The organism is Actinomadura sp. DC4 (genome assembly GCF_030406325.1).
Classification (GTDB): Bacteria; Actinomycetota; Actinomycetes; order Streptosporangiales; family Streptosporangiaceae; genus Actinoallomurus.
In genome coordinates, this window is the sequence record NZ_JAUEQY010000004.1 from 336,160 (window position 1) to 360,080 (window position 23,921).

The window sequence follows — 23,921 nt, forward strand, 5'->3', positions numbered from 1 at the left end:
AGATCGACTCGTCCATGGGGGATGGAGCGTGAACCGACGGTTTTCACCGTCAAGGTCGCTTATGCTCGCCACATACCTGGTGCGCCATTGTGGGGGCGACGACGACAGGTTCATGCGCGGTCCGCAAGGAGTCAGGCAATGACGGAAGACAGCCGCGCGCCCGGGGGTCCACCGCAGGACGACCGGCGCACGCGAGAGCCGGAGACGGGCTACGCCGGGGCGTCTCAGGACCAGCCCTTCGCCTCCGGTCCGCCGCCGGGCATGGCGCCGCCTGACAACGGCTCGTCATCGCCGTACGCCACGCCGCCCGACAACGGGTCGGCCTCGCCGTACGGCCCCCGATCCGACGCGCCGCCGCGGCCCGCCTTCACGCCGCACCAGCACTACGAGCAGCAGTACGGCCAGCGGCAGCAGCAACCGCAGCAGCGTCCCGCGTACACGGGCTGGAACACCCAGCCGCCCCCGCACCAGCAGACGGCCGCCGGCGGCTATCCCGGAGGACCGGGCCCCAACTGGGCGCCCGTGCCCTCTCCGGAGCCGAGACAGCGCCGTGGCCCCTCCACCGGCGTGTTCCTCATCGTCGCCGTCGTGGTCGCCCTGCTGGCCGGCGCGCTCGGCGCGGGCATCGGCGTCATGGCGAGTGGTGACAAGACCGGCAGCGTCGACCTCGGCGGCGGCGCCAACTCCACGGGCAGCAAGAACCGCGACCCGGGCTCCATCGCCGGCATCGCCCAGCGCCTGGTTCCCAGCGTTGTGATGATCAAGGTCTCGAACGGCACCGAGGGCGGCGCCGGCACCGGCTTCATCGTGCACGGCGGCTACATCGTGACCAACAACCACGTGGTCGCCCCGGCCGTCAACGGCGGCAACATGCAGGTCGTCTTCAACGACGGCAAGACCACCACCGCCACCATCGTCGGGCACGACCCGACCTCCGACATCGCGGTGATCAAGCCCGGCACCCTCGGCGGCCGCAAGTCGCTCACGCTCGGCAACTCCGACGACCTCGCGGTCGGCGACCCCGTGATCGCCATCGGCTCGCCGCTCGGCCTGGCCGGCACCGTCACGACGGGCATCGTCAGCGCGCTCAACCGGCCGGTCAGCACCAGCGGGGAGGGCGGCGAGTCCGCCTTCATCAACGCGGTGCAGACCGACGCGGCGATCAACCCCGGCAACTCCGGAGGCCCGCTCGTCGACGCCAAGGGCCAGGTCATCGGGGTCAACTCCGCGATCGCCACGCTCGGCAGCCAGACGCTCGGCAGCGACAAGCAGCAGAGCGGCAGCATCGGCCTCGGCTTCGCGATCCCGAGCAACCAGGTCAAGCGGGTCGCCGAACAGCTGATCAGCGGCGGCAAGGCCACCCACCCGATCATCGGCGCCTGCCTCGACATGTCCTACCAGGGCGGCGGCGCCCGGATCGCCACGGACGGCTCCCAGTCGACCTGCAAGGGCGGCACGATCGTGGCGGGCGGCCCGGCGCAGAAGGCCGGCCTGAAGGCCGGCGACATCATCACCTCCTTCGACGGCAAGACGATCACCGGGTCGGACGAGCTGATCATGGCCATCCGCGCCAAGGCCCCGGGCCAGCGCGTGCAGATCGCCTACACGCGGGGCGCGCAGCACGCGACGACCGTGCTCACACTGGGCGCGGGCAACTGACGCGCCCGCCTCCCCGGCGACGGGTGAGGCGGAGCGCGGTTAAGCTGGCATCGGCGGCCTCGGTGAACGGGGCCGCGGGCCACCAGTGGAGGATCGGGTGTTCGACGTAGGACTCGGTGAGGCACTGCTCCTCGTCGTGCTTGCCCTGGTCATCTTCGGTCCCGACCAGTTGCCGAAGGTCGCCTCCCAGGCGGGGCGGGCGCTGCGGCAGCTACGGACGATGGCCAACAGCGCCAAGGAGGATCTGCGCGACGGCCTGGGCCCGGAGTTCGCCGACTTCGACGTCGCCGACCTCAATCCGCGCCGGTTCGTCCGCAAGCACCTGCTCGACGACATGGACGACTTCGACGAGCCGTCGGTCATGACGGAGGATCCGCTGCTGCCCTTCGGCGAGCGCCCGCCGTACGATACCGAGGCGACCTGAGCCTCACCGGCTCGTCGCGGGCGGGCGGTACACCCGGATCCAGTCGACCTGCATCGTGATCTTGTCCGGCGTGTGCGACGTGCGGCGGAAACCGCTGCGCATCTCGTTGCGCAGATAGAGCTGCATCTGGGACCGCCTCGGGACGAAGGACCCCTTGTACGTCCAGGTCTTCTTGCCGTCGGTCCAGAACGTCACGTGGTCCGGAAGCCAGTCGACGGCCACGGTGTGCCACTTGGTGAAGTCGGTGTGGATGGTGCGCTGGACCTGCCGGTCGTCCGGTCCGTGGTGGATGAACAGGCCCCCGCTGCGGCGGTCGGCGCCGAGGATCTCGGCGAAGTCGATCTCGGCGTACTCCGGGTGGCCCATGGTCAGCGGCCACAGGAACGCGGTGGCGGAGTAGCCGGCGCCCGGGTCGGACCGCAGGCGGGCCTCCCAGCGTCCGTAGGTCTGGGCGAGGTCGGAGATGACGCCCGCGCCCTGGTCCTTGCCGTCGTACAGGCCGCCCACGAGGGTGAGCTGCCCGCCGGAGACGTGGGTGCCGGCGGCGACGCCGCGGTGGGAGGACGCGTCCGGGGCCTGGTAGACCTGCCACTTGCGCGTGTCGAGCCGGGTGCCGCCGAAGTCGTCCGACAGCACGGGCGCGCCCCAGATCTTGGAGTATCCGGCCGGCTTGCCACCCCCGTGACCGCCGTTTCCGCTCTGCGTTACGTGTGAAGAATGACCGCTACATCCGCCTGTGCCGGCCGCGACCGCCAGCGTCACCGCGGCCGCGGCCCCCCGTATGACCCCGTCGAATGCCATACGTCCACGTAATCATGCCGTTGCTCCGCGTCAAGCGGAAACACGCCCTCGCGTTGGTCAACCGCGATTCGGGCTGAGCCCAAGCTGCCGGCCGCGCAGGCTCTTGGCCCGCCCGGAGATCTTGTCGGCGATGCCGCGGAGCTCCTTGGAGGCGGGCGCGTCCGGGTCGTCCAGCACGATCGGGCGGCCCTCGTCGCCGCCCTCGCGCAGGCGTACGTCGATCGGCACCTGACCGAGCAGCGGGACGGAGGTGCCGAGCGTACGGGTGAGCGCGTCGGCCACGGCCTGGCCGCCGCCGGAGCCGAACACGTCGACCGGCTCGCCGCAGTGCGGGCACGGGAAGTAGGACATGTTCTCGATCACGCCGGCGACCGTCTGGTGGGTCTGCGCCGAGATCGCGCCCGCCCGCTCGGCCACCTCGGCGGCGGCCTGCTGCGGCGTGGTCACCACCAGGATCTCCGCCGACGGGAGCAGCTGGGCCACCGAGATGGCGATGTCGCCGGTGCCCGGGGGCAGGTCCATGAGGAGAACGTCGAGGTCGCCCCAGTAGACGTCGGCCAGGAACTGCTGCAGCGCCCGGTGCAGCATGGGCCCGCGCCACACGACCGGGGAGTTGCCCTCGGTGAACATGCCGATCGAGATGACCTTCACGCCGTGAGCGTTGGGCGGCATGATCATCTGCTCGACCTGGGTCGGCCGGCCGGTCACGCCGAGCATGCGCGGCACCGAGTGGCCGTAGATGTCGGCGTCGACCACGCCGACCTTGCGGCCCTGGGCGGCCAGCGCCGCGGCCAGGTTGACCGTCACCGAGGACTTGCCGACGCCGCCCTTGCCGCTCGCCACGGCGTACACGCGGGTCGTGGAGCTGGGCTTGGCGAAGGGGATCTCCTTCGCCGCCTGGCCGCCGCGGAGCTTGGTCTGCAGCGCCTGGCGCTGCTCCTCGCTCATGACGTCGAGGTCCACCTGCACACCCGCGACGCCGGGCAGGCGGGAGACGGCGGCGGTGACGTCACGCGTGATCGTGTCGCGCATCGGGCATCCCGCGACCGTCAGGAACACCCCTACGGTCACGCTGCCCTCGGGCGACACGTCGACGCCCTTGATCATGTCCAGCTCGGTGATGGGACGCCGGATCTCCGGGTCGTTCACCGTAGCGAGCGCCGCGTTCACCTGCTCGATCGTGGGGGAGGCCATGTGCCCATGGTATTGAGCCGACAAGCGCCCGGCGAACTCATGTGCGCCGAGAACGCGGATGTCGCCAAGGTCACCCTTCCCGGCGGCGGTTCTCGAGCTCTTTCAGCAGGTGCTGGAGCTCGTCCCGGATCCAGTCACGGGTGGCGACGTCGGCCATCGCCATGCGCAGGCCGGCCACCTCCCGGGTGAGGTACTCGGTGTCGGAGACGCTGCGCTCGTCCCGCGCGCGGTCGCCCTCGTACTGCACGCGGTCCCGGTCGTCCTGGCGGTTCTGGGCCAGCAGGATCAGCGGGGCCGCGTACGAGGCCTGCAGCGACAGCATGAGGGTCAAGAATATGAAGGGGTACGGGTCGAACCGCCAGCTCACGGGCGCGAGGATGTTCCAGGCGAACCACAGCAGGACGAACACCGTCATGTAGACGAGGAAACGGGCGGTGCCGAGGAAACGCGCGATGCGCTCGGAGAACTGCCCGAACGCCTCGGGGTCGTAGTACAGCCGGGGGACCAGTGCACGACGGATCTCCCGGGGCTGGTCGAGACGCCCCATGCGGCGGTCCCGCACCCGATCGAGGCCGGTGCTCATATCGCCACTTCCTTCTACTGGAGCGGGTCGCCGTTCTCGGCCGCGCGGGCCGCCTCGGCGTCGCGCAGGGCCTCTTCCTCTTCGTCGATCTCCGCGTCGGTCTCCATGACGCTCTCGCGCCAGTCGTCGGGCAGCAGGTGGTCGAGGACGTCGTCGACGGTCACCGCGCCGAGCAGGCGGCCGTTGACGTCCACGATCGGCACGGACACCAGGTTGTAGGTGGCCAGGTAGTTGGAGACCGCCTCGAGGGGGAGCCCGGGCCGCAGCGGGTCGAGCTCGGTGTCGCAGATCGCGCTGACGAGCGTGGGCGGCGGCTCGCGGAGCAACCGCTGGAAGTGGACCGTGCCGAGGTAGCGGCCGGTCGGCGTCTCGTTCGGCGCCCGGCAGACGTACACCTGCGCGGCCAGCGCGGGGTTCAGGTCGGGGTTGCGGATCTGCGCGAGGGCCTCGGCCACGGTCGCGTCCGGCGGGACGATCACCGGTTCGCTGGTCATCATGCCGCCCGCGGTGTTGTCGGCGTAGCTGAGCAGCCGGCGCAGCGGCGCGGCGTCCTCGGGCTGCATCAGCGCCAGCAGCCGCTCCCGCTGCTCCGACGGCAGCTCGCCGAGCAGGTCGGCCGCGTCGTCGGGGCCCATCTCCTCCAGGACGTCCGCGGCGCGGTCCAGCTCGAGCTTGCCGAGGATCTCCACCTGGTCGTCCTCGGGCAGCTCCTCCAGGACGTCGGCCAGGCGCCGGTCGTCGAGGGCCGCGGCCACCTCGGCGCGCCGCTTGGCCGACAGCTCGTGCACGACGTTGGCCAGGTCGGGCGCGCGCATCCGCTCGAACGCCGCGATCAGGCTGGCCGCTCCCTGCCCCTCCTCGGGCATGCCGAGACCGCTGATCGCGGCCCACTCGACCACGAAGGTCTCGCCGCGCCGCCTCCGGAGGCTCAGCCGGGCGCCCGTGCCGCGTCCTCCGCCCGCCCACCGGTGCCCGTGCCCGGACAGGCCGCCGCCCGAACGGTGCACGGCCACCTTGGTGATCAGCCAGTCACGGCTGCGGGTCTGCTCCATGCCGAGGTCGATCACCACGACGTGGTCCCCCGAATCGGCCAGCTCGACCCGGCGGTCGAGCATCTCGCCGAGGGCGAGGGTCTCGGAGCCGCGCTTCTCGAACCGGCGCATGTTGATGCGGCCGTCGAAGATCACGGCGCCGGCGTCGATGTTGGTCACCCGGGTGATCGGCAGGAAGACGAGGCGGTGCGGGGGCACCTCGACCACGAGGCCGAGCACTCTTGGCGGTCGCGGCGGTGGCCGGAGTACGACGACGACGTCGCGCACGCGGCCGATCTGGTCCCCGGCGGGGTCGAACACCGCGATTCCGGCCAAGCGCGCAACGAACACCCGCGATGGCGTTGCGGTCATGCTCGAAGGCTACCGATGCGCGTGCGGTCTCCCGGTCAAGCGTGATCTATACCGCCCCCGCCGGAGGATGACACGATGGAAACAGACCGACGGGGGAGCGCGTGGACGAGCCGAACGACGACACCGGCACGAAGACGTTCGAGGACTGCCGGGGCCTGCTCTTCTCGGTGGCGTACCGCATGCTGGGCACGGTCGCCGACGCCGAGGACGTCGTCCAGGACACCTGGCTGCGCTGGTCCGGCGCCGACCGCGCGATGGTGAAGGACCCCAAGGCCTACCTGGTGCGCATCGTCACCAACACCGCGATCGACCGCCTGCGCTCGGCCCAGGTCCGGCGCGAGTCCTACGTCGGGCCGTGGCTGCCCGAACCGGTCCTCACCGCGCCCGACGTCGCCGAGGACGTCGAGCTGACCGAGTCGGTCTCGCTGGCGATGCTGGTCGTGCTGGAGACGCTGTCGCCGCTCGAACGCGCGGTGTTCGTGCTGCGCGAGGTGTTCGACTTCTCCCACGCCGAGATCGCCACCACCCTCGACCGCTCCGAGGCGAGCGTGCGGCAGGTCGCGCACCGGGCCCGGCAGCACGTCGCGGAGCGGCGGTCGCGCTTCACGGCGGGCCGCGCCGAGCAGCGCCGCGTGACGGAGGAGCTCCTGTCCGCCATGGTCGGCGGCGACCTGGACCGCCTGCTCGCGGTGCTCGCCCCCGACGTCGTGCTGGTCTCGGACGGCGGCGGCAAGCGCACGGCGGCGCGCCGCCCGATCGTGGGCGCGACGCAGGTGGGCCGCTTCATGGCCGGCATTGCGCAGCGCCCCTACGACGGCGTGGAGCAGGAGGACATGACGGTCGAGTTCGTCGACGTCAACGGCGTGCCCGGCGTGGTCATCCGCGGCGGCGGGACGGTGCTCAGCGCGATGGCGGCGGAGGTCTCCGAGGGCCGGATCCACGCGATCCACCTGATCGCCAACCCGGACAAGCTGCAGACCGTCGCCGAGCGCCGTGAGGTGCCGCTCGAACGCTGACGTCAGCGGTCGGAGCGCCGCCGCCGGGCACCGATCATGAAGGGGCCGCGGCCCGTGGTCGTGGCCGGTCCGCCGCCTGGGCGCACGGCAGCGTAGTCGGCGGGCATGCCGCCCGGCGACTCGGGCACCTCGCCGCTCGGCGTGAGGCGGATGATGTACGCCTCCTCCGCCCACCGCTCGATCTGGTGTTCGCCGTCCGGGGCGTTGAGCCGGGCCTTGGCGAGCAGCGGGGCGATCGCGTCCCACTCCTCCGAGCCGGGCTCGACCTGGGCGACGTCGGCGACCCAGGAGACCAGCCGGCCGCCCTTGTCCTTGCTGCGGACCGTCACGGTGACCCGCTCGGCCTCCGGCAGCCCCGGCAGCGGCTGCTCGATGCCGCCGGTGACGACGTAGGCCGCGCCCTCGCCGTCCGGGCCGGTGTGCCAGATGTGCCAGGCCGTACGGGGCTGGGGCAGGCCGGGCAGCGCCAGCCACAGCAAACCCGACTTCTTGGTGGCCTCCTCGACCAGTGCCGCGATGTCCACGCCCGCAGTCTCCCACGCGCACGCGATGGATAGCATCCGGTGCATGCCGATGCGTTCCCGCCGCACCACTCTCGCGGTGCCCGCCAGCAACCCGCGTTTCATCGAGAAGGCGCGCGGGCTGGACAGCGACGAGTTCTTCCTCGACCTGGAGGACGCGGTCGCGCCGCAGGCCAAGGACGAGGCGCGCGCCAACGTCGTGGCCGCGCTCAACGACGGCGACTGGGGCGAGAGGGTCCGCGTCGTGCGGATCAACGACGTGACGACCCCGTTCGCCTACCGCGACGTCATCGAGGTGGTCGAGAACGCCGGCGCGAACCTCGACTGCCTCCTGCTGCCCAAGGTCTCCTCCCCGGACCACGTCGTCTGGCTGGACCTCCTGCTGACCCAGGTCGAGCGCGCGGCCGGCCTGCCGGTCGGCCGCATCGGCGTCGAGGCGCAGATCGAGGACGCGCCGGGCCTCACCCGCGTCGACGAGATCGCGGCCGCCTCACCGCGCCTGGAGGCCCTGGTGTTCGGGCCCGGCGACCTCATGGCCTCGATCAACATGAAGACGCTCGTGGTGGGGGAGCAGCCGCCCGGATACACCGAGGGCGACGCGTACCACTACATCCTCATGCGCATCCTCCTCGCCGCCCGCGCGCACGACCTGCAGGCGATCGACGGGCCCTACTTCAACGTGCGTGACGTGCCCGCCTTCCGCCGGGCCGCCGAGCGTTCCGCGGCGCTCGGCTTCGACGGAAAGTGGGTGCTCCACCCCGCCCAGATCGAGGCGGGCAACGAGGTCTACTCCCCGGCGCAGGACGACTACGACCACGCCGAGTTGATCCTCGACGCCTACGACCACGCCACGCGGGTGCAGGGCCGGGGCGCGGCGATGCTGGGCGAGGAGATGATCGACGAGGCCTCGCGCAAGATGGCGCTGGTCATCGCGGCCAAGGGCCGCGCGGCGGGTCTGCGGCGCACGAAGACCTTCGAGCCGTGACGGTGCCGGTCACCGGGCCCCTTGACGTCTGACCTCGGAAGGGCGACCGTGAGTAACCATGAGTACCGCGCCCACGTGCCCGCGGTGCCGCGGGCCGCTCCAACCGCCCAGCGTCTGGTCGAGCGCGTGGATCTGCAGCGTGCACGGTGAGGTGCCTCCGTTCACGCCCTCCCGCAGGCCCTGCAGAGAGGCCCTGGAGGCCGTACGCTCGCGGGCCCGGGTGCCGGTCTGGGTCCCGTGGCCGTTGCCGCCCGGCTGGCTCGTGACCGGCTTCGCCGAGGCCGGCGACGAGCGGTCCGGGGCGCTGGCCACCGCTGTGGCGCTGTCCGGCCCGTCGCCGGTCGGCGGCCCGGCCGACCTCGTGCTCGTCGCCGAGGAGCCCGGGGTCGGCCTCGGCTCCTCCTACGCCGGCCTGCCCGGACCCGACCCGGGCGACGGGTTCGGCGTCTCGGCGCCCAACGCCAAGGTCGAGATCGACGGCCACCCTGTGTCGATGTGGGCGGCGGACACCCGCACCGCCGCCGCGTACGCGGGCGAGGCGCTCGCGAACTGGCTGTGGGCGATCCTGTGGCCCGACACGGCCGGGCTCCTCATGCTGGAGGGGCTCAGCCTCCGCGACCTGCGGGAGACCGACCCCGATCTGCCGTACGGCGCGCTCTGCCCCCGTCTCGAGGAATGATCGATGCGCATCGACCTGCACGCCCACAGCTCCGTCTCCGACGGCACGCAGCCGCCCGCCGACGTCGTACGCCGGGCCCACGCCGCCGGCGTCGGCGTGCTCGGCCTGACCGACCACGACACGGTCGGCGGGCACGAGGAGGCCGTACGCGCGCTTCCGCCGGGCATGACGCTCGTACGGGGCATGGAGCTCTCGTGCCGGCTGCAGGACCACAGCCTCCACCTGCTGGCCTACCTGTTCGACCCGGATGAGCCGGAGCTGGCGGCCGAGCGCGAGCGCATCCGCGACGACCGCGTGCACCGGGCGCGCGGCATGGTCGAGCGGCTGGGCGAGCTGGGCACCCCGGTCACCTGGGACCTGGTCCGGCGGATCACCGGCGAGTCGGTTCCCGGACGGCCGCACATCGCCCGCGCCATGGTCGAGGCGGGCGTCGTGGCGACCGTGGGAGAGGCGTTCACGCCGGAGTGGATCGGACCGGGCGGGCGCGCGTACGTCGACCGCTACGCCCTGGACCCGGAGCGTGCGGTCCGGCTCGTACGCGGGGCGGGCGGCGTGCCGGTGCTGGCCCATCCGCGTCCGGAGCAGCGCGGCTACACCGTCACCGACGAGGAGATCGCGACCCTCGTACGGGCCGGGCTCGGCGGGATCGAGGTCGACCATCCGGACCATCCCGCCGCCGACCGCGCCGCGCTGCTGGGGCTGGCGGGTGAGCTGGGGCTGTTCGTCACGGGATCGAGCGATGACCACGGCGAGCTGACCGGGCACCGGCTGGGCGTGGAGAGCACGGCGCCGGAGGCGTACGACGCGCTGCGGTCCCAGGCCACGGGCGCGGCTCCGGACGCCGGCCGGTGACGTCACGGACCGGCCGTACGGCCGTGGCCGGGGAAGAAATCCCAGCGTGGCACGATGCTAGGAAGACGGACCGGCGGGGCCGGTCGACAGCGGACGAAAGGGTGGGCGGATGAGCGCGGAACTCTGGACCGCGGTGGACGACTACTTCGACAGGGCGCTCGTGCCCTCCGACCCCGCGCTGGACGCCGCGCTGGAGGCCAGCGCGGAGGCCGGCCTGCCGCGGATCGGCGTCGCGCCCAACCAGGGCAAGATGCTGCAGCTCCTGGCCCGCCTGCAGGGTGCGCGCCGCATCCTGGAGGTCGGCACGCTCGGCGGCTACAGCACGATCTGGCTGGCGCGGGCGCTGCCGCCCGGAGGGCGCCTGATCACGCTGGAGGTCGACCCGAAGCACGCCGAGGTCGCCCGCGCCAACGTCGCGCGCGCCGGCCTCGCCGACGTGGTCGACCTGCGGCTCGGCCCGGCCCTGGAGACGCTGCCCAAGCTCGCCACCGAGGGCGGCGGGCCGTTCGACATGATCTTCATCGACGCCGACAAGCCCAACAACCGCGAGTACTTCGGATGGGCGATCGAGCTGGCCCGGCCCGGCACGCTGATCGTCGTCGACAACGTGGTCCGCTACGGGCAGGTCGTCGACCCGGACGACACCGACCCCGACACCCAGGGCGTGCACCGGCTCAACGAGCTGATCGCCTCCGAGCCCCGCGTCAGCGCCATGGCGATGCAGACCGTGGGACGCAAGGGACACGACGGGTTCGTGATGGCGCTGGTGAACGACGACGTGTGAGCGGGGGCGGACGGGCGGGAAAGGGGCAAACTCCCGGCGCCCGGGTGACGTCCAACGGGTGTGAGCGTCGCCGATCGCCGGTCGCTCTTCCACCGGAGGTCCTGATGCCCGACACTGAGCCCCTGCGGCCGGACGACCCGGCTCGCCTGGGGCCGTACACCCTGACCGGCCGGCTGGGCCGCGGCGGATACGGCGTCGTCTATCTCGCCGAGCCGCCGCACGGCGAGCGGGTGGCGATCAAGCTCCTGCAGACCGCGCTCGCCGAGACGGGCGGCGAGCGCGAGCGGTTCGCCCGCGAGGCGGCGGCGGCCAAGCAGGTGGCGCGGTTCTGCACCGCTCAGGTGCTCGACGCCGACTTCGCCGGCGACCGCCCCTACATCGTCAGCGAGTACGTCCCCGGGCCCTCTCTGCAGGATCTCGTGGCCGAGCGGGGGCCGCTGGAGGGCGGGGCGCTGGACCGGCTCGCCATCGGCACGGCCACGGCGCTGGTCGCCATCCACCAGGCCGGCGTCGTGCACCGCGACTTCAAGCCGCCGAACGTCCTGATGGGACCCGACGGCCCCCGCGTGATCGACTTCGGCATCGCCCGGATGATGGACCGCTCGGCCACGCTCACCGGCCACATGCTCGGCACGCCCGCGTACATGGCGCCGGAGCAGGTCTCCGGCGGGCGGGTCACCCCGGCGGTCGACGTGTTCGCCTGGGGCGCGACGCTGGTCTTCGCGGCGAACGGGATGCCGCCGTTCGGCCGCGACTCGATCGCCGTGCTCGCCCACCGCATCATCCACGAGCCGCCCGAGCTCGGCGCCCTGACCGGGAGCCTGCGCGCGCTGGTCGCCGAGTGCCTGGACAAGGACCCGGCCCGGCGGCCGGACGCGAGCATGCTCCTGATGCGCCTGCTCGGTCACACCACGGTGCCCGTGGAGCGCCAGGCGCAGACGGCGATCCTGGCCGAGGGCGTCACGGCGGCCGTGCCGTCCGGGCGTACGGGGCCGCCGACGCGCCCGGTCACGCCCGCCGGGCTCGCGGAGACGCGCGCCGTCGACGCCCCGCTCACCGCCGCAACGGTCCCGCCGCCGAAGAAGAGCCGGAACGTGTTCTTGGCCGTGGCCGGCCTGGCCGCGGCGCTCGCCCTGGCCGGCACCGTGATCGCGCTGGCGGCGCTCCGTGACGACAAGAAGCAGAACCCCGTACCGGGACCGACCACGACCGTCTACACGAGCGGCACCACCGCGGCGAGCCAGGCGGTCCCGCCGCGGGGCTCGTCGCCCAGGACCGAGCACCAGGCGCCACAGCCGACTCTCACCGTCACGGCGAGCGACTGCGACCTCGGCACCACCGGGACCACCTGCACCGTGACGCTCACAGGCGGCGGCGCGCCGCTCCACTGGACCGCCTCGGTCGGGGAACCCCTCTCCCTCAGCGTGACGAGCGGCTCCCTCGACCCCGGTGAAACGGTCACCGTCACGGTCACCCTTCACCCGGCCACGCCCCGGGCCGACGGCGCCGTGACCGTGACTTTCACCGGTGGAGGCCGCACCCACACGGTGCGGGTGACGTGGGAGGGCGAGCCCGCCGTCGACCCGTCGTCGAGCTGATGTACGCGGTGCCGCGCGCAACGGAGGCCAGGAGTCGGTAGGGTCTGAACCGTGGACGCGCGCATCGACAAAGTGGTGACATCGGGCAAGGTCGCCATCGACGACAACGAGTACGACATCGAGAGCAACACCTACGTCGTAGGTGACGACGACTCGGTGATCGTCATCGACCCCTCTCACGACGCCGAGCCGATCCTCAAGGCGGTCGGCGAACGCGAGGTGATGGCCGTCATCTGCACGGACGGCCGGGCGGGTCACCTGAGCGCCGTTCTCGAGGTGGCCGAGGCCGACGCGGACGACCCGGCGCCGATCGCGCTGCACACCCGTGACCGGCTGCTCTGGCGCCAATACTTCCGTGCCCTCGCGAGCGAGAGCGAGGACGCGGAGTTCATGAAGGACCTCACGCCCGACCTCGACATCGAGGACGGCGGGGTCTTCGAGATCGGCGGCGCGCAGCTCGAGGTCATGCACACGCCCGGCCACACGCCGGGCAGCATCTGCCTCTACAGCGAGCAGCTCGGTGTGCTGTTCTCCGGCGACACCCTGCACAAGGGACGGCCGGGCCGGATCGGGCCGGACTACCCGGAGCTGCAGGAACAGCTCAACTCCATCGGCGCGCTGCTCGGCCCGCTGCCCGCCGAGACCCGGGTCCTGCCTGGTCAGGGCGAGGAGACCACGATCGGCGACGAGGACTCCCAGTGGGAGAGCTGGTCCGTCCTCGCCCAGGAGCCCGACTCCGAGTCCTGAGACGATGGCCGCCGAGCAGCTCGGCTTCGAGGGAATGCCGAAACGGCTCTATCCCTGCACGCCCTCACGGCTCAACACCTGGCTCGACTGCCCGCGCCGCTACCGCATGACCTACCTCGACCGGCCCAAGCCGGAGCGAGGCCCGCCGTGGGCCCACAACAGCGTCGGCGCGAGCGTCCACAACGCGCTCGCCGGCTGGTGGCGGCTGCCGCTCGAGGAGCGTACGGCCGAGACCGCGGGCCGGCTGCTGGAGCGCGGCTGGCTGACCGACGGTTTCCGTGACGCGGCGCAGTCCGCCGAGTGGCGGCGGCGCTCACGCGCGATGGTGGAGACCTACGTCGCGGGCATCGACCCGGCCGACGAGCCGGTCGGCGTCGAGCGCACGGTCTCGATGAAGACCCACCTGATCACCGTGCAGGGCCGCATCGACCGGCTGGACCGCCGCGGCGCCGAGCTGGTCGTGGTGGACTACAAGACCGGCCGCAGGCCCCTCACATCGGACGACGCGCGTTCGTCGCTGGCGCTCGCGCTCTACGCCGCGGCGGCGGGGCGGATGATGCGCGCCGAGTGCCACCTGGTCGAGCTGCACCACCTGCCGACCGGCGAGGTCGCGGTCTGGGAGCACACCGACGAGTCCCTCGACCGCCACCTGCGGAGGGCCGAGCAGATCGCCGAAGAGTGCGGCGACGCCGACGAGTGGTACCGCGAGAAGATCCCGCGCGGCAGCGTCAACGACCGGCCGCATGCGGAGTTCGACGCGAAGTTCCCGCCACGCCCGGGCGTGCTGTGCGCGTGGTGCGACTACTCCCGGCACTGCCCGGAGGGGCGGCAGACCGCTCCCCCCAAGGACCCCTGGGCCTCACTGCCCGACGAGGCCTGACCGCTACACGCCGGCGGGCCAGCGGCGGGGGTCGCGCAGGCCGTACAGGCCCTTGCTCATGTCATAGCCGCCTTCGGCCAGCCGGTGGCGGGCGCCCTCCAGCATGTCCTTCGTCGCCTGCTGGAACGACAGGTCGTGCACGACCTCGGGCAGGGAGTTCATCGTCAGCCGGAACGACCGGAGCGCCGCGGTCACCACGGGCTGCGGCACCTCGGGCAGGATGCCGTACATCCGCCGGGCCCACCTGGGCATCGAGTAGTAACAGAGCGCGCCGAACGGGACGTACGCCGGTTTGCCCGGGCGCAGGAAGCGCATCTCACGCGGCAGCTTCGGCCAGAGCAGGAACCGTACGGCCGAGCGCGCCTCCGGGGTGACCTTCAGCCGCGGGCGCGCCTCGGCGAAGTAGGCCTCCATCTCGGCGACGCTGCCGGGTACGTCCTCCTCGTGCAGCCCGACGTAGGCGGCGCTGCGGCGCTGTTCGGCGAAGTAGCGGTCGGCCTGGCCGTCGGTGAGACGCAGGCCGGCGCGGCGGGCGACCTCCAGGTAGGAGGAGACCTCGGCGCAGTGCACCCACAGCAGGAGTTCGGGGTCGTCGACGTGGTGGACGCGCCCGGTGTCGGGGTCCTTGATGCGCAGGGCCTTGTGGATGCCGCGCACCTTGCGGCCGATCCGGTCGGCCTCCTCGGCGGTGCCCCAGGTCACGACGCCCACGAAGTCGGCGGTGCGCTGCAGCCGGCCGATCGGGTCCTCCTGGAAGGTGGAGTTCTGCCAGACGCCGCGCATCGCGATCGGGTGCAGGGCCTGGAGCATCAGACCGCGTACGCCGCCGATCCACATCGACCGGTCGATGTGGACCTGCCAGGTGACACTCTGGGGGGACTGCACGGTCAGGTCCATGGCGACCATCGTAAGTGCTTCCTTACATGAGACGCGATGTGTCTCTCGTCTCATGTCCGCTCAGGCGCGCTCCGCCTCGTTCCAGAGGGTCGTGAGCGCGCTCGCCGTGGTCTCCGGAGCCTCGACCGCGGGTGAGTGCGACGCGCCCGGGATTACGACTCTCCGCGCGTCCAGGCGCTGGGCCATGAGGGCCTGTTCCGCGGGGGCCCAGGCGTCGTCGTTCTCGCCGTACAGGACGAGTACGGGCAGGCCCACGCCGCCGGCCACCTTGGCGAGCTGGTCGACGCGGTCGGGGCAGGACAGCACCTCGTTGGCCATGCCCATCAGGCCGGCGCCGGAGTTGGCGAACATCCGGCGGCGCAGGAACGCCACGATCTCCGGCGGAACGCCCTTGGCGATCGCGTCCGGCTCCATCCGCGTGGACCACAGGTGTTCGAGGCCGACCTTCGGCAGCGCGGCGAGCATCACGCGCCCCTCGACCTCACGCCCGCCGGTGATCGCCCCGGGGCCAGAGCTCATCAGCGTGAACGACTCGGTCAGCGACGGGTCGGTGATCACGGTCTCGCGGGTCACGAGGCCGCCGAAGGAGTGCCCGACCAGGTGGACGGGGTCGCCGATCGCCTCGATCACCGCGGCGATGTCGGCGCCGAGCTCGGCACAGCTGTAGGCGGAGGCCTCATCCGGCCCTGGAGTCTCGTACTGGCCGCGCATGTCGAGTGCGATCACACGGCGTCCGGCGCCCGCGAGGGTCTGCAGGACGGCGATGAAGTCTTCCTTGCTCCCGGTGAAGCCGGGAACCAGGAGCGCGGGGCCGCGTTCGCAGACCCGGGAGCCCGGCAGCGCCTCCAACGCGGCGAAAGCACCACGCGAAGTCTCGATGTCCGTCCGGCGAACACCGGGGGGCAGAGTAAGAAACCGGGGCGTACTCACTGGCAGGAGCTTACTTGCCGATGGCGAACCGACACCAGCTTAATGATTTTGCCGGTTAAGGCCCCTAGTGAGCCGACGTACGCTTTGGATATGGGAGTCGCCGTGTCAGCGCACAAGGGCGGGTCGGAAGACGCGCCACCGGCCTCATGGGAAGCGTACGAGACCGCCCTCACGACAGGGGCGGAGTACGTCGAGTTCGACATCCGGCGTACCCGCGACGGTGATCTGGTGGTGTTCCACGATCCTCAGGTCGCCGGCCACCCGATCGCGAAACTGACCTACGAAGAGTTGTGCGGCGCGGCCGGGCACCGGGTGCCGATGGTCCGCGACGTGATGAAGCTGATCGCCGGCCGGGCCATCGGCCACCTCGACCTCAAGGAGATCGGGGACGAGCACGAGGTGATCCTCATGGCGCTCGATCTCCTGGGCCCGGGAAACTTCGTCGCCACCACGCTGGAGGACTCCTCCATCCGGCGGATCAAGAAGAGCTTCCCGGAGGTCACGACGGCGCTGTCGCTGGGCCGGGACCTCCGCGAGGTCGGCCGCCTGCTGCGGCTCCCGGCCAGGGCACGCGAGGTGTACCCGCTCGGGAGGATGCGCGCCTGCGGCGCCGACTGGGTGGCCGTCCACCGAAGACTGGCCCGCGCGAACGTCCTGCGCCTGTGCGGACGCTTCGGCATCCCGGCGATGGTGTGGACGGTGAACGGGGAGCCACAGCTGCGCCGGTTCCTGGCCGATCCGAGGGTCACCGTCCTGATCACCGACCGCCCGCGCTACGCCCTCAGCCTGAGAACGTCCCCCGGCCCCGCCTGAGAGGGGTGCCGCCGGGCGCCCTTGGCGTCGCACCGGCGATCGATCTCCGGTTGCGTCGGGACGGTGATGTACGACGTGGCGGCGGGCCCGGGTGTTCGCCGTGGTGGCCGGGGCTGTGGTCTGCGCGATCTGTCGGGTGGGTGGCTGCCGGGCGCTCTACGGGGTGCGTGGGCGTGGCGGTGAGCTGGCGTTCACGCGATGGGTGGAGCCCCGCCTGGGGCGCCGGTCCGCGTGTCAGCCGGCGGTGCCGCAGCTCGTGGGCGCCGCGCCCGGGTGCCTGGGGTGTGGCGGTGGAACTGGCCACCACCTTCACGCGGACCGCTCCGCCCCGCCCGCTCGTCCCGAAGAGCGTCACCCACGGCGCGGGGCCGCGAAACGCCCGTTTCTCACTCTGTTGGGTGCGAGGGGGAAACATGATCGTGGCGGGTCATGGGAGACCTCGTGGTGACGCTGGTGCCTGGTGCCTGGTGCCTGGTGCCTGGTGCCTGGTGCCCGGTGCCCAGTGGCCGGTGCCCGGTGCCCGATGGCCGTTGTCGGTGGCCGTGCCCGGTTCCTGTGCCTGGTGGCCGGTGCCCGGCGTTCGCCTGTCGCCGTACGTGTCGATCTCGCCCTCAGGCGGTCCGCCTCGCCTTACCCCTACCTGGCGTCCCCGCCTAGTGGCTTGGGAGGGCGCGGGCGGTGGTCGTGGGTCTCAGGGCCGCTGGCAGGGGTCGCAGGCGGGTTGCGGGCATGAGTAAGGGGCGCGGTTCGTTACCACGCCCCTTGTCACGTCCGTCAGGCTACCTGCGTGCTCCGCCGCTTCGGGTGCGGCGCCTGCGCCTGGGCTGGGACTGTGCCTGCTCGGCAGGGTGGGTCGGCAACTCGGCGGCTGCCGGGTCGACCGGTGGTGCCATGAACTCAACTACCGGAATGCCGGCCGGGGTCACGGAGGTCGGTGCCTCGCGCCGGGCCGGGGGTACCACCGGTGTCTCGGTGGCCGTAACGACAGCGACGGCGGTCTTGGTCTCGACCGCGTTCTCGGTCTCGACGACGGCGTCGGTCTCGACCGCGCTCTCGGTCTCGACGGCGGAGTCGGTCTCGACGGCGGCGTCGGCCGCACGAGGTGTGCGGCGACGGGCCGGGCGCTTTCGCTCGGCCTTCTCGGGAACATCCTCGGCGGGAACGGCCGGCTCCGGGGCCTCGGCGGCCTCGGTGACGGTCGTGCCGGTCTCGTCCTCGAGTGGCTGCCCGCCACGGGTGCGCTGCCGCGTGCGGCTGCGCGTACGCGGCTTGCGGGCCGGTGGCTCGCTGCGCTGCTGTGAGCGGTTGCGGCCGGTCTCACCGATGTCCTCGACCTCTTCTGCCTCCAGCCCGGCGCGGTCGCGCTGAGCCCTCGGCAGAGTGCCCGTGATGCCCGTCGGGATGTCGAGCGCCTCGTAGAGGTGCTCGGAGGTGGAGTACGTCTCCGCCGGCTCGGCGAAGTCCATGCCGAGCGCCGCGTTGACGAGCTTCCAGCGCTGGAGGTCCTTCCAGTCGACGAGCGTCACCGAGATGCCCTCTTTGCCCGCCCGGCCCGTACGGCCGATGCGGTGCACGTAGGTGTCGGCGGCGTCGGGGCACTCGTAGTTGATGACGTGGGTCACGTCATCGACGTCGAGGCCGCGGGCCGCCACATCCGTGGCGACGAGAACGTCGATCTTTCCGGCGCGGAACGCCCGCAGGGCGCGCTCACGCTGGCCCTGGCCGAGGTCGCCGTGGACGGCCGCAGCGGCGAAACCGCGTTTGACCAGGTCTTCGGCGACACGGTCGCAGGCGCGCTTGGTCTGGCAGAACACCATGGTCAGGCCACGGCCGCGTGCCTGCAGGACGCGGGCGAGCAGCTCGGGCTTGTCCATCTGGTGTGCCTGGAAGACGTGCTGCACGACCTGCGGAGTCGTCTCGGACTCCTCGTGCGACTCGGCCCGTACGTTGGTCGGCCGGGTGAGGTACTTGCGGGACAGCGCGACGATCTCGCCCGGCATGGTCGCCGAGAACAACATCGTCTGCCGCTTCGCGGGCACCCGGTCGACGAGACGCTCGATGTCGGGCAGGAAGCCCAGGTCGAGCATCCGGTCGGCCTCGTCCAGGACGAGCACCGACACCTGCGACAGGTCGAGGTACTTCTGCTTGACCAGGTCCAGCAGACGGCCCGGCGTGCCGACCACGGCCTCCACGCCCTCTTTGAGGGCCTGGATCTGCGGCTCGTACGCACGGCCGCCGTAGACGGCCAGCACGCGGCTGCCGAGTTTGCCGCCGGCGACCACGAGGTCGGCGGTGACCTGGATGGCCAGCTCACGTGTCGGGACGATGACCAGGGCCAGCGGCTTCTTCTTGCCGTGCTCGATGCGCTGCAGCAGCGGGATGCCGAAGGCGAGGGTCTTGCCGGTGCCCGTACGGGCCTGGCCGATGATGTCATGGCCGCTCAGCCCGATGGGCACGGCCAGTGACTGGATCGGGAACGGTTCGATGATGCCCTCGATTTCGAGCGCATCTGCGATTTCGGGGATTACTCCCAGATCATGAAAGGTCGTCAGGGCCTTCAGCCTCCAGAGTGCGGGGTCCGCTCGGCGCCGCGCATGCACCAGGTCGGTGGCGCGGCTGCCCATCTCACGGTCGCAATCTCATGCGCCGTCCGCGACAGGGCCTTGTTGCACCTGCCGGTCGTCGCACACGGTCGCGCACTCGCGCGGGAGGGACCAGCCGTCAAATTGTTCCTACATCAGGAAAGGCGTGACCGGGGGTCGCGCTGCGCAGCGCGCGGTCACATTTCGCCACGCAGTGTAGCGGGGCGGATCGGAAACAGAAAGTCCCCGACGTAAAGCTTCAACACACGTCCGTCCCTTTTCATTCCGGGTGTCCAGTCTGCCGTCGCGAGGGTGATCGTCGGGCATCCGGCCTGGTGGGGCGCGTGCCGGGCCGCCGGGGACCGCTCGTACGGGCGCTCAGAGCCCGGAGACGGCCCTTACGGGCCGTCCGCGCTGGTGAAACAGGCTGTGACATCGCGTTGGCACGTCAATGCTCACAGAGTGATCAGATGGCCGGTTCCGGCCAGGAAATCGGTTCGGTGTGTCGTGCGATGGGCCGGGCGCACCGGCCCGGCCCACGACGACGTGGCGCGCTAGAACACGCGGCGACGGCGTCCGCCGCCGCTGAGGAACGCGACCAGGATCGCGGCGATGACGACCGAGAAGACGAACGCGAGTACGCTCCCGGCGCCGACGGCGCCTGCGATCATTCCGCCCACGACCGCTCCGACGATCCCGACCAGGATCGTCAGAAGCGTCCCGATCGAGTTGCGCCCCGGGATGAGCAGACGGGCGAGGACGCCGATCACGGCGCCGATGAGGATGAACCAGACCACTGTCATCAGCATCTTTGTGACACCTCCTGCCGGCCGCCATCCTTGGACGGCTCGGTTCAGCGGTCGGTATGCCCTCTCATCAACGACCCATTCTTGATCCGGACTAGAAGGTGCCGAAACCCACAGAGGGAACGTCCGTCTCGGCGACCTCCACGTACGCGAGCTTCGAGGAGGGGACGACGACCCGGCCGTTCTTGCTCTTGAGCGTGAAGATGCCGTCCGGGTCGCCCAGCGCGTCCGAGACGGCCTGTTCCACCTCTTCGGCGGACAGGGAGGTCTCCACGACCAGCTCCTTGGGCACGGACTGCACACCGATCCTGACCTGCACGTCATTCCTCCGTGATCAAGTGATGTCCGCCGTACGCGGCTACCGGCGTGACCCAGGCACTATGGCATGACCGCCGGCACGGCGATCAGGTGGTGCGCGGGAAGCCACCGATGCCGCGCCAGGACAGGCGGGCGATGAGGTGCTGGGCCTGGTCCTGGGGGATCGTGCCGCGCTGGGACAGCCAGTAGCGCGCGCTGACCTCGGCCATGCCGACCAGCCCCATGCCCAGCAGGTGCGCCTCGTCACTCGAGACGCCGGTGTCCTCCTGGATGACCAGGGCGATCATCTCGGCGCACTGCTGGTTGGTCTGCTCGACCCGGGCGCGTACGGGGGCGACGTTGCGCAGGTCGGACTCGAAGACCAGGCGGAACGCCTCGCCCTCGCCGGCCACGAAGTCATAGAAGGCCGCCATGGTCCGCTCGACCCGCAGCTTGTTGTCGTCAGTGGAGGCCAGCGCGTCGCGCACCCGCTGCACGAGGCCCTCGGCGTGCTCGTCCAGCAGCGCCAGGTAGAGCTCCAGCTTGCCGGGGAAGTGCTGATAGAGCACCGGCTTGCTGACGCCCGCGCGCTCGGCGATCTCGTCCATCGCCGCGGCGTGGTAGCCCTGTGCGACGAACACCTCCTGCGCCGCGCCCAGCAGCTGACGGCGGCGTGCCATCCTCGGGAGCCTGGTGCCTCGCGGGCGGGCGTCCGGAGTTGCGGTCACGTGGGTTCTCCGATCAGCTGCAGAGCGGCGCGGAACGCGAAAGCGCCTGGTGCCATCATCCTACGGCCGGGTAACACCGGCCCGCGAGCAGTGCTTACCGGTAGTCGTCGTCCTCGTCCAACTGCTCATCGCGTACGGGGGCGTGCTGTTCGACGGTGTCGGCCTCGTTCGCCTCGACCGGCAGGGTCTCGGGCCAGCGGTCGCGGGCGCGGCCGTACTCCTCGGCGACGTCGGCGGCGTCCGCCTCGTCGGGCACCGCCGGCGGCTCGCCGCCGCGTACGGGGCCACGCTGCTCGACCGCGTCGGCCTCCGGGGTCTCGAGCCCCAGCTCGATCTCCTCTTCGGACATGCTCTTCCCTTTCGGCTTTCTCAGAGACGCTCGGCCAGCTCGCGCAGGGCCGGTTCGACGGCCTCGCCGTACGTCGGGAACGCGTGGACCACGTCGGTCAGGATGCTCAGCGGCGTCTCGGCGCGTATCGCCAGCGTCATCTCGCTCATCCACTCCTCAGCGTAGAGCCCGACCGCCGCGGCCCCCACCAGGACACCCCGGGCGCGGTCGGCGTACAGCTCGACCCGGCCGCGGTCGTCGTTCTCGACCGTCGCCCGCGGAAGGTTGGACAGGTCATAGCCCGCCGCGACGAGATCCAGACCGGTCGCCGACACCGGGGAGACGCCGACGGCGTACACCGTGGGCGTCGTGTAGACGGCGCGCGGCACGGCGCGGTAGTCGGCCTCGCGGCGCTTGCCGAGGACGTTGGAGACGACCAGGCGCGACTGGTAGTTGGCCGCGTGCGTGTAGGGCGCCACACCGGTGACGTCGCCGGCCGCCCACACGGTCGTACCGTCCGAGCCGCCGGCCTTGCAGGTGACGTCGACCGCGATGCCGCGCCCGGGGTCGACGTCGATGCCGAGCTGCTCCAGCCCGATGTCGGCGAGGCGCGGCCGGCGGCCGGCCGCGATGAGGATCCGGTCGGCGTCGATTTGGCCGCCGTCGGACAGCTGCAGGCGCAGCCCGGCCTCGGTGCGCTCGGCGCTGGTCGCGCCCACGCCGAGGCGCAGGTCGGCGCCCATACGGCGGAGCGCGTCGGCGAGCATGTCGCCGACGAACGGGGCCTCGGAGGACAGCAGGCGGTCGGCCGACTCGACGAGCGTCACCTGGGAGCCGAACGCGGCGTAGATCTGGCTGAGCTCGCAGCCGACCGGGCCGCCGCCGAGCACGATCAGCCGGCGCGGCAGGTCGGGGCGGGTCAGCGCCTCGTCGCTGGTCCAGGTGGGGACGTCGCCGATGCCCTCGACGTCGGGGGTGACCGGCTCGCTGCCGGTGGAGATCACAAGGTCGGTGTAGCCGTACTCGGTGCCCTCGACCTCCACCGTGCCGGGCCGCGCGACGCGCCCGTGCCCGCGGACGACCGTGACGCCGGCCTCGGCCATCGCGGCGGCCGTGGGCGCGTCGTCCAGATGGCGGGTGACCTCGTCGCGGCGCGCGACGGCGTGTTCCCAGGTCTCGCCCCTGCGGGCCGAGTGCAGCAGCGACTTCGAGGGCATGCACGCGAGGTAGGGGCACTCTCCGCCGACCAGGCGGCGCTCCACGAGCGCGACCGAGCGACCCGCACGCGCCAGGTCGGCGGCGATGTTCTTCCCGGCGCCGCCCCCGAGCACGAGGACGTCGTAGCGCCTGTCCTGTGCGTCCGTCACCTGATCATCCTCCATATCCGCGCGCATCGGCCGCGCGTCAGCCCCATGGGTGCTGTCGGTGATTCCCCAGTCCACATTCGTGGCGCGTGGGATTGTCTCCCACGGACCAATGGTCGCGCACCAGAATGCCGACCTGTGCGTGAGCTGGAAGGTTCATCGAAGTTTCTGGCGCAGCTCCAGCATCGGCGCGAGCAGGTCTCCGTCCCGGTCGACACGGCCGCGGACGTCGTCGGGGCCGAATCGAAGATCGTCGTCTCTCTCGATCTCCTCCCACGTGACCGGCGTGGAGACGTACGGCTCGGCCGCCGCCCGCAGGGAGTAGGGCGCGACCGTGGTCTTGTGCCGGTTGTTCTGGCTCCAGTCGACGAAGACCTTGCCCTTGCGCAGCCGTTTGTCCATGCGGCTGACGACGAGGTCCCGGTGGTCCTTCTCCAGCCGCTGCGCCGCCTCCTTGGCGTACGCGGAGGTGCGTTCGCCGGAGGTCTCCTCGATCGGGACGTACAGGTGCAGGCCCTTGCGGCCGCTCGTCTTGGGAAAGGACTCCAGGCCGTCGCCGTCCAGCAGCTCGCGGAGCAGCGTGGCGACCTCGCGCGCCTCGCCCATGCCGGCGGGCGCGCCGGGGTCGAGGTCGAAGACCATCAGGTCGGGGTCGTGCACCCCGCCGCGCGGCCCGGTACGCCACTGCGGCACGTGGAGTTCGAGGGCGGCCAGATTGGCCGTCCACACGAGAGTGCGCAGGTCGTCGACGATGACGAAGTCGAGCGAGTCGCGGCTGCCGCCGGGCGTGGGCAGGCGCGCGGTGCGTACCCAATCGGGCGTGTGCGAGGGGGCGTTCTTCTCGAAGAAGGACTGCCCGTCGACGCCGTCGGGGTAGCGAAGGCGCGTGGCCGGGCGGCCCCTGAGGTGGGGGAGCAGCGCAGGCGCGATCCGGGCGTAGTAGTCGATGACCTCGCCCTTGGTGAAGCCGTGCCCGGGATAGAGGACCTTGTCGAGGTTGGACAGCGCGAGCCGTGTCCCGTCGACCTCGACCCTCGTCTTGTCGCTCAC

The 23,921-nt window shown here is 71.6% G+C and carries 25 protein-coding genes; 11 read left to right on the plus strand and 14 right to left on the minus strand.

Going from position 1 to position 23,921, the window contains the following annotated elements; all coding sequences use genetic code 11:
- Positions 1-138 precede the first annotated feature (138 nt).
- On the plus strand, positions 139-1,659 hold the full coding sequence (locus tag QWU11_RS08890; RefSeq protein ID WP_290104573.1) for a trypsin-like peptidase domain-containing protein: 1,521 nt from the start codon (positions 139-141) through the stop codon (positions 1,657-1,659).
- A 97-nt stretch (positions 1,660-1,756) separates the two neighbouring features.
- On the plus strand, positions 1,757-2,083 hold the full coding sequence (locus tag QWU11_RS08895) for a sec-independent translocase (RefSeq protein WP_290104574.1): 327 nt from the start codon (positions 1,757-1,759) through the stop codon (positions 2,081-2,083).
- Between the two features lie 3 nt (positions 2,084-2,086).
- Here the strand turns inward: QWU11_RS08895 and QWU11_RS08900 are convergent, their stop codons facing one another.
- The 4 genes from QWU11_RS08900 to QWU11_RS08915 form a co-directional block, all read right to left on the minus strand.
- Complete coding sequence (locus tag QWU11_RS08900; protein WP_290104575.1) at positions 2,087-2,884, minus strand: glycoside hydrolase family 16 protein; 798 nt, start codon at positions 2,882-2,884, stop codon at positions 2,087-2,089.
- Between the two features lie 57 nt (positions 2,885-2,941).
- Positions 2,942-4,078, minus strand: a complete 1,137-nt coding sequence (locus tag QWU11_RS08905) for an Mrp/NBP35 family ATP-binding protein (RefSeq protein ID WP_290104576.1) — start codon at positions 4,076-4,078, stop codon at positions 2,942-2,944.
- Between the two features lie 70 nt (positions 4,079-4,148).
- Positions 4,149-4,661: a DUF1003 domain-containing protein gene (locus tag QWU11_RS08910; protein ID WP_290104577.1), complete on the minus strand. Its 513-nt coding sequence runs from the start codon at positions 4,659-4,661 to the stop codon at positions 4,149-4,151.
- A 14-nt stretch (positions 4,662-4,675) separates the two neighbouring features.
- Complete coding sequence (locus QWU11_RS08915) at positions 4,676-6,064, minus strand: CBS domain-containing protein (RefSeq protein WP_290104578.1); 1,389 nt, start codon at positions 6,062-6,064, stop codon at positions 4,676-4,678.
- Between the two features lie 101 nt (positions 6,065-6,165).
- Here QWU11_RS08915 and QWU11_RS08920 point away from each other — a divergent pair, with 101 nt between their 5' ends.
- A complete protein-coding gene (locus tag QWU11_RS08920; protein WP_290104579.1) occupies positions 6,166-7,080 on the plus strand; it encodes an RNA polymerase sigma-70 factor in 915 nt (304 codons plus the stop codon).
- 2 nt (positions 7,081-7,082) lie between these two features.
- Here QWU11_RS08920 and QWU11_RS08925 read toward each other — a convergent pair whose 3' ends face one another.
- Entirely contained in the window at positions 7,083-7,604 is a 522-nt protein-coding gene (locus tag QWU11_RS08925) for a hypothetical protein (RefSeq protein ID WP_290104580.1), read from the minus strand.
- Between the two features lie 49 nt (positions 7,605-7,653).
- Here QWU11_RS08925 and QWU11_RS08930 point away from each other — a divergent pair, with 49 nt between their 5' ends.
- The 7 genes from QWU11_RS08930 to QWU11_RS08960 all read left to right on the plus strand — a co-directional run bounded on the left by QWU11_RS08930 (position 7,654) and on the right by QWU11_RS08960 (position 14,126).
- A complete protein-coding gene (locus QWU11_RS08930) occupies positions 7,654-8,586 on the plus strand; it encodes a CoA ester lyase (RefSeq protein WP_290104692.1) in 933 nt (310 codons plus the stop codon).
- 58 nt (positions 8,587-8,644) lie between these two features.
- A complete protein-coding gene (locus QWU11_RS08935) occupies positions 8,645-9,265 on the plus strand; it encodes a DUF6758 family protein (RefSeq protein WP_290104581.1) in 621 nt (206 codons plus the stop codon).
- A gap of 3 nt (positions 9,266-9,268) precedes the next feature.
- Positions 9,269-10,117 carry a PHP domain-containing protein gene (locus QWU11_RS08940; protein WP_290104582.1) on the plus strand — a complete coding sequence of 283 codons (849 nt, stop codon included), beginning with the start codon at positions 9,269-9,271 and terminating at the stop codon, positions 10,115-10,117.
- A gap of 109 nt (positions 10,118-10,226) precedes the next feature.
- Positions 10,227-10,901, plus strand: coding sequence for an O-methyltransferase (locus QWU11_RS08945; RefSeq protein WP_290104583.1), 675 nt, complete (start codon positions 10,227-10,229; stop codon positions 10,899-10,901).
- A 104-nt stretch (positions 10,902-11,005) separates the two neighbouring features.
- Entirely contained in the window at positions 11,006-12,499 is a 1,494-nt protein-coding gene (locus QWU11_RS08950) for a protein kinase (protein ID WP_290104584.1), read from the plus strand.
- Between the two features lie 51 nt (positions 12,500-12,550).
- Positions 12,551-13,246, plus strand: a complete 696-nt coding sequence (locus QWU11_RS08955; protein ID WP_290104585.1) for an MBL fold metallo-hydrolase — start codon at positions 12,551-12,553, stop codon at positions 13,244-13,246.
- Between the two features lie 4 nt (positions 13,247-13,250).
- Entirely contained in the window at positions 13,251-14,126 is an 876-nt protein-coding gene (locus tag QWU11_RS08960; RefSeq protein WP_290104586.1) for a PD-(D/E)XK nuclease family protein, read from the plus strand.
- A 3-nt stretch (positions 14,127-14,129) separates the two neighbouring features.
- Here the strand turns inward: QWU11_RS08960 and QWU11_RS08965 are convergent, their stop codons facing one another.
- Together QWU11_RS08965 and QWU11_RS08970 are read right to left on the minus strand one after the other, a co-directional pair.
- Complete coding sequence (locus QWU11_RS08965; RefSeq protein ID WP_290104587.1) at positions 14,130-15,023, minus strand: oxygenase MpaB family protein; 894 nt, start codon at positions 15,021-15,023, stop codon at positions 14,130-14,132.
- A gap of 60 nt (positions 15,024-15,083) precedes the next feature.
- Positions 15,084-15,953, minus strand: a complete 870-nt coding sequence (locus QWU11_RS08970; RefSeq protein ID WP_290104588.1) for an alpha/beta hydrolase — start codon at positions 15,951-15,953, stop codon at positions 15,084-15,086.
- 90 nt (positions 15,954-16,043) lie between these two features.
- On the opposite strand from QWU11_RS08970, the gene QWU11_RS08975 reads away from it, so the two are divergent.
- Positions 16,044-16,766 carry a glycerophosphodiester phosphodiesterase family protein gene (locus QWU11_RS08975; RefSeq protein WP_290104589.1) on the plus strand — a complete coding sequence of 241 codons (723 nt, stop codon included), beginning with the start codon at positions 16,044-16,046 and terminating at the stop codon, positions 16,764-16,766.
- A 779-nt stretch (positions 16,767-17,545) separates the two neighbouring features.
- Here QWU11_RS08975 and QWU11_RS08980 read toward each other — a convergent pair.
- The 7 genes from QWU11_RS08980 to ligD all read right to left on the minus strand — a co-directional run bounded on the left by QWU11_RS08980 (position 17,546) and on the right by ligD (position 23,921).
- Complete coding sequence (locus tag QWU11_RS08980) at positions 17,546-19,252, minus strand: DEAD/DEAH box helicase (protein ID WP_290104693.1); 1,707 nt, start codon at positions 19,250-19,252, stop codon at positions 17,546-17,548.
- Positions 19,253-19,902: 650 nt separating this feature from the next.
- A complete protein-coding gene (locus QWU11_RS08985) occupies positions 19,903-20,157 on the minus strand; it encodes a hypothetical protein (RefSeq protein ID WP_290104590.1) in 255 nt (84 codons plus the stop codon).
- A gap of 91 nt (positions 20,158-20,248) precedes the next feature.
- Positions 20,249-20,473: a DUF3107 domain-containing protein gene (locus QWU11_RS08990; RefSeq protein WP_290104591.1), complete on the minus strand. Its 225-nt coding sequence runs from the start codon at positions 20,471-20,473 to the stop codon at positions 20,249-20,251.
- A gap of 85 nt (positions 20,474-20,558) precedes the next feature.
- Entirely contained in the window at positions 20,559-21,179 is a 621-nt protein-coding gene (locus tag QWU11_RS08995) for a TetR/AcrR family transcriptional regulator (protein ID WP_290104592.1), read from the minus strand.
- Between the two features lie 94 nt (positions 21,180-21,273).
- The gene (locus tag QWU11_RS09000; protein WP_290104593.1) at positions 21,274-21,528 is read right to left on the minus strand and encodes a hypothetical protein; all 255 of its coding nucleotides are present in this window, start codon (positions 21,526-21,528) and stop codon (positions 21,274-21,276) included.
- A gap of 20 nt (positions 21,529-21,548) precedes the next feature.
- The gene (locus tag QWU11_RS09005; protein ID WP_290104594.1) at positions 21,549-22,874 is read right to left on the minus strand and encodes an NAD(P)/FAD-dependent oxidoreductase; all 1,326 of its coding nucleotides are present in this window, start codon (positions 22,872-22,874) and stop codon (positions 21,549-21,551) included.
- 153 nt (positions 22,875-23,027) lie between these two features.
- Positions 23,028-23,921: a non-homologous end-joining DNA ligase gene (ligD, locus tag QWU11_RS09010; protein WP_290104595.1), complete on the minus strand. Its 894-nt coding sequence runs from the start codon at positions 23,919-23,921 to the stop codon at positions 23,028-23,030.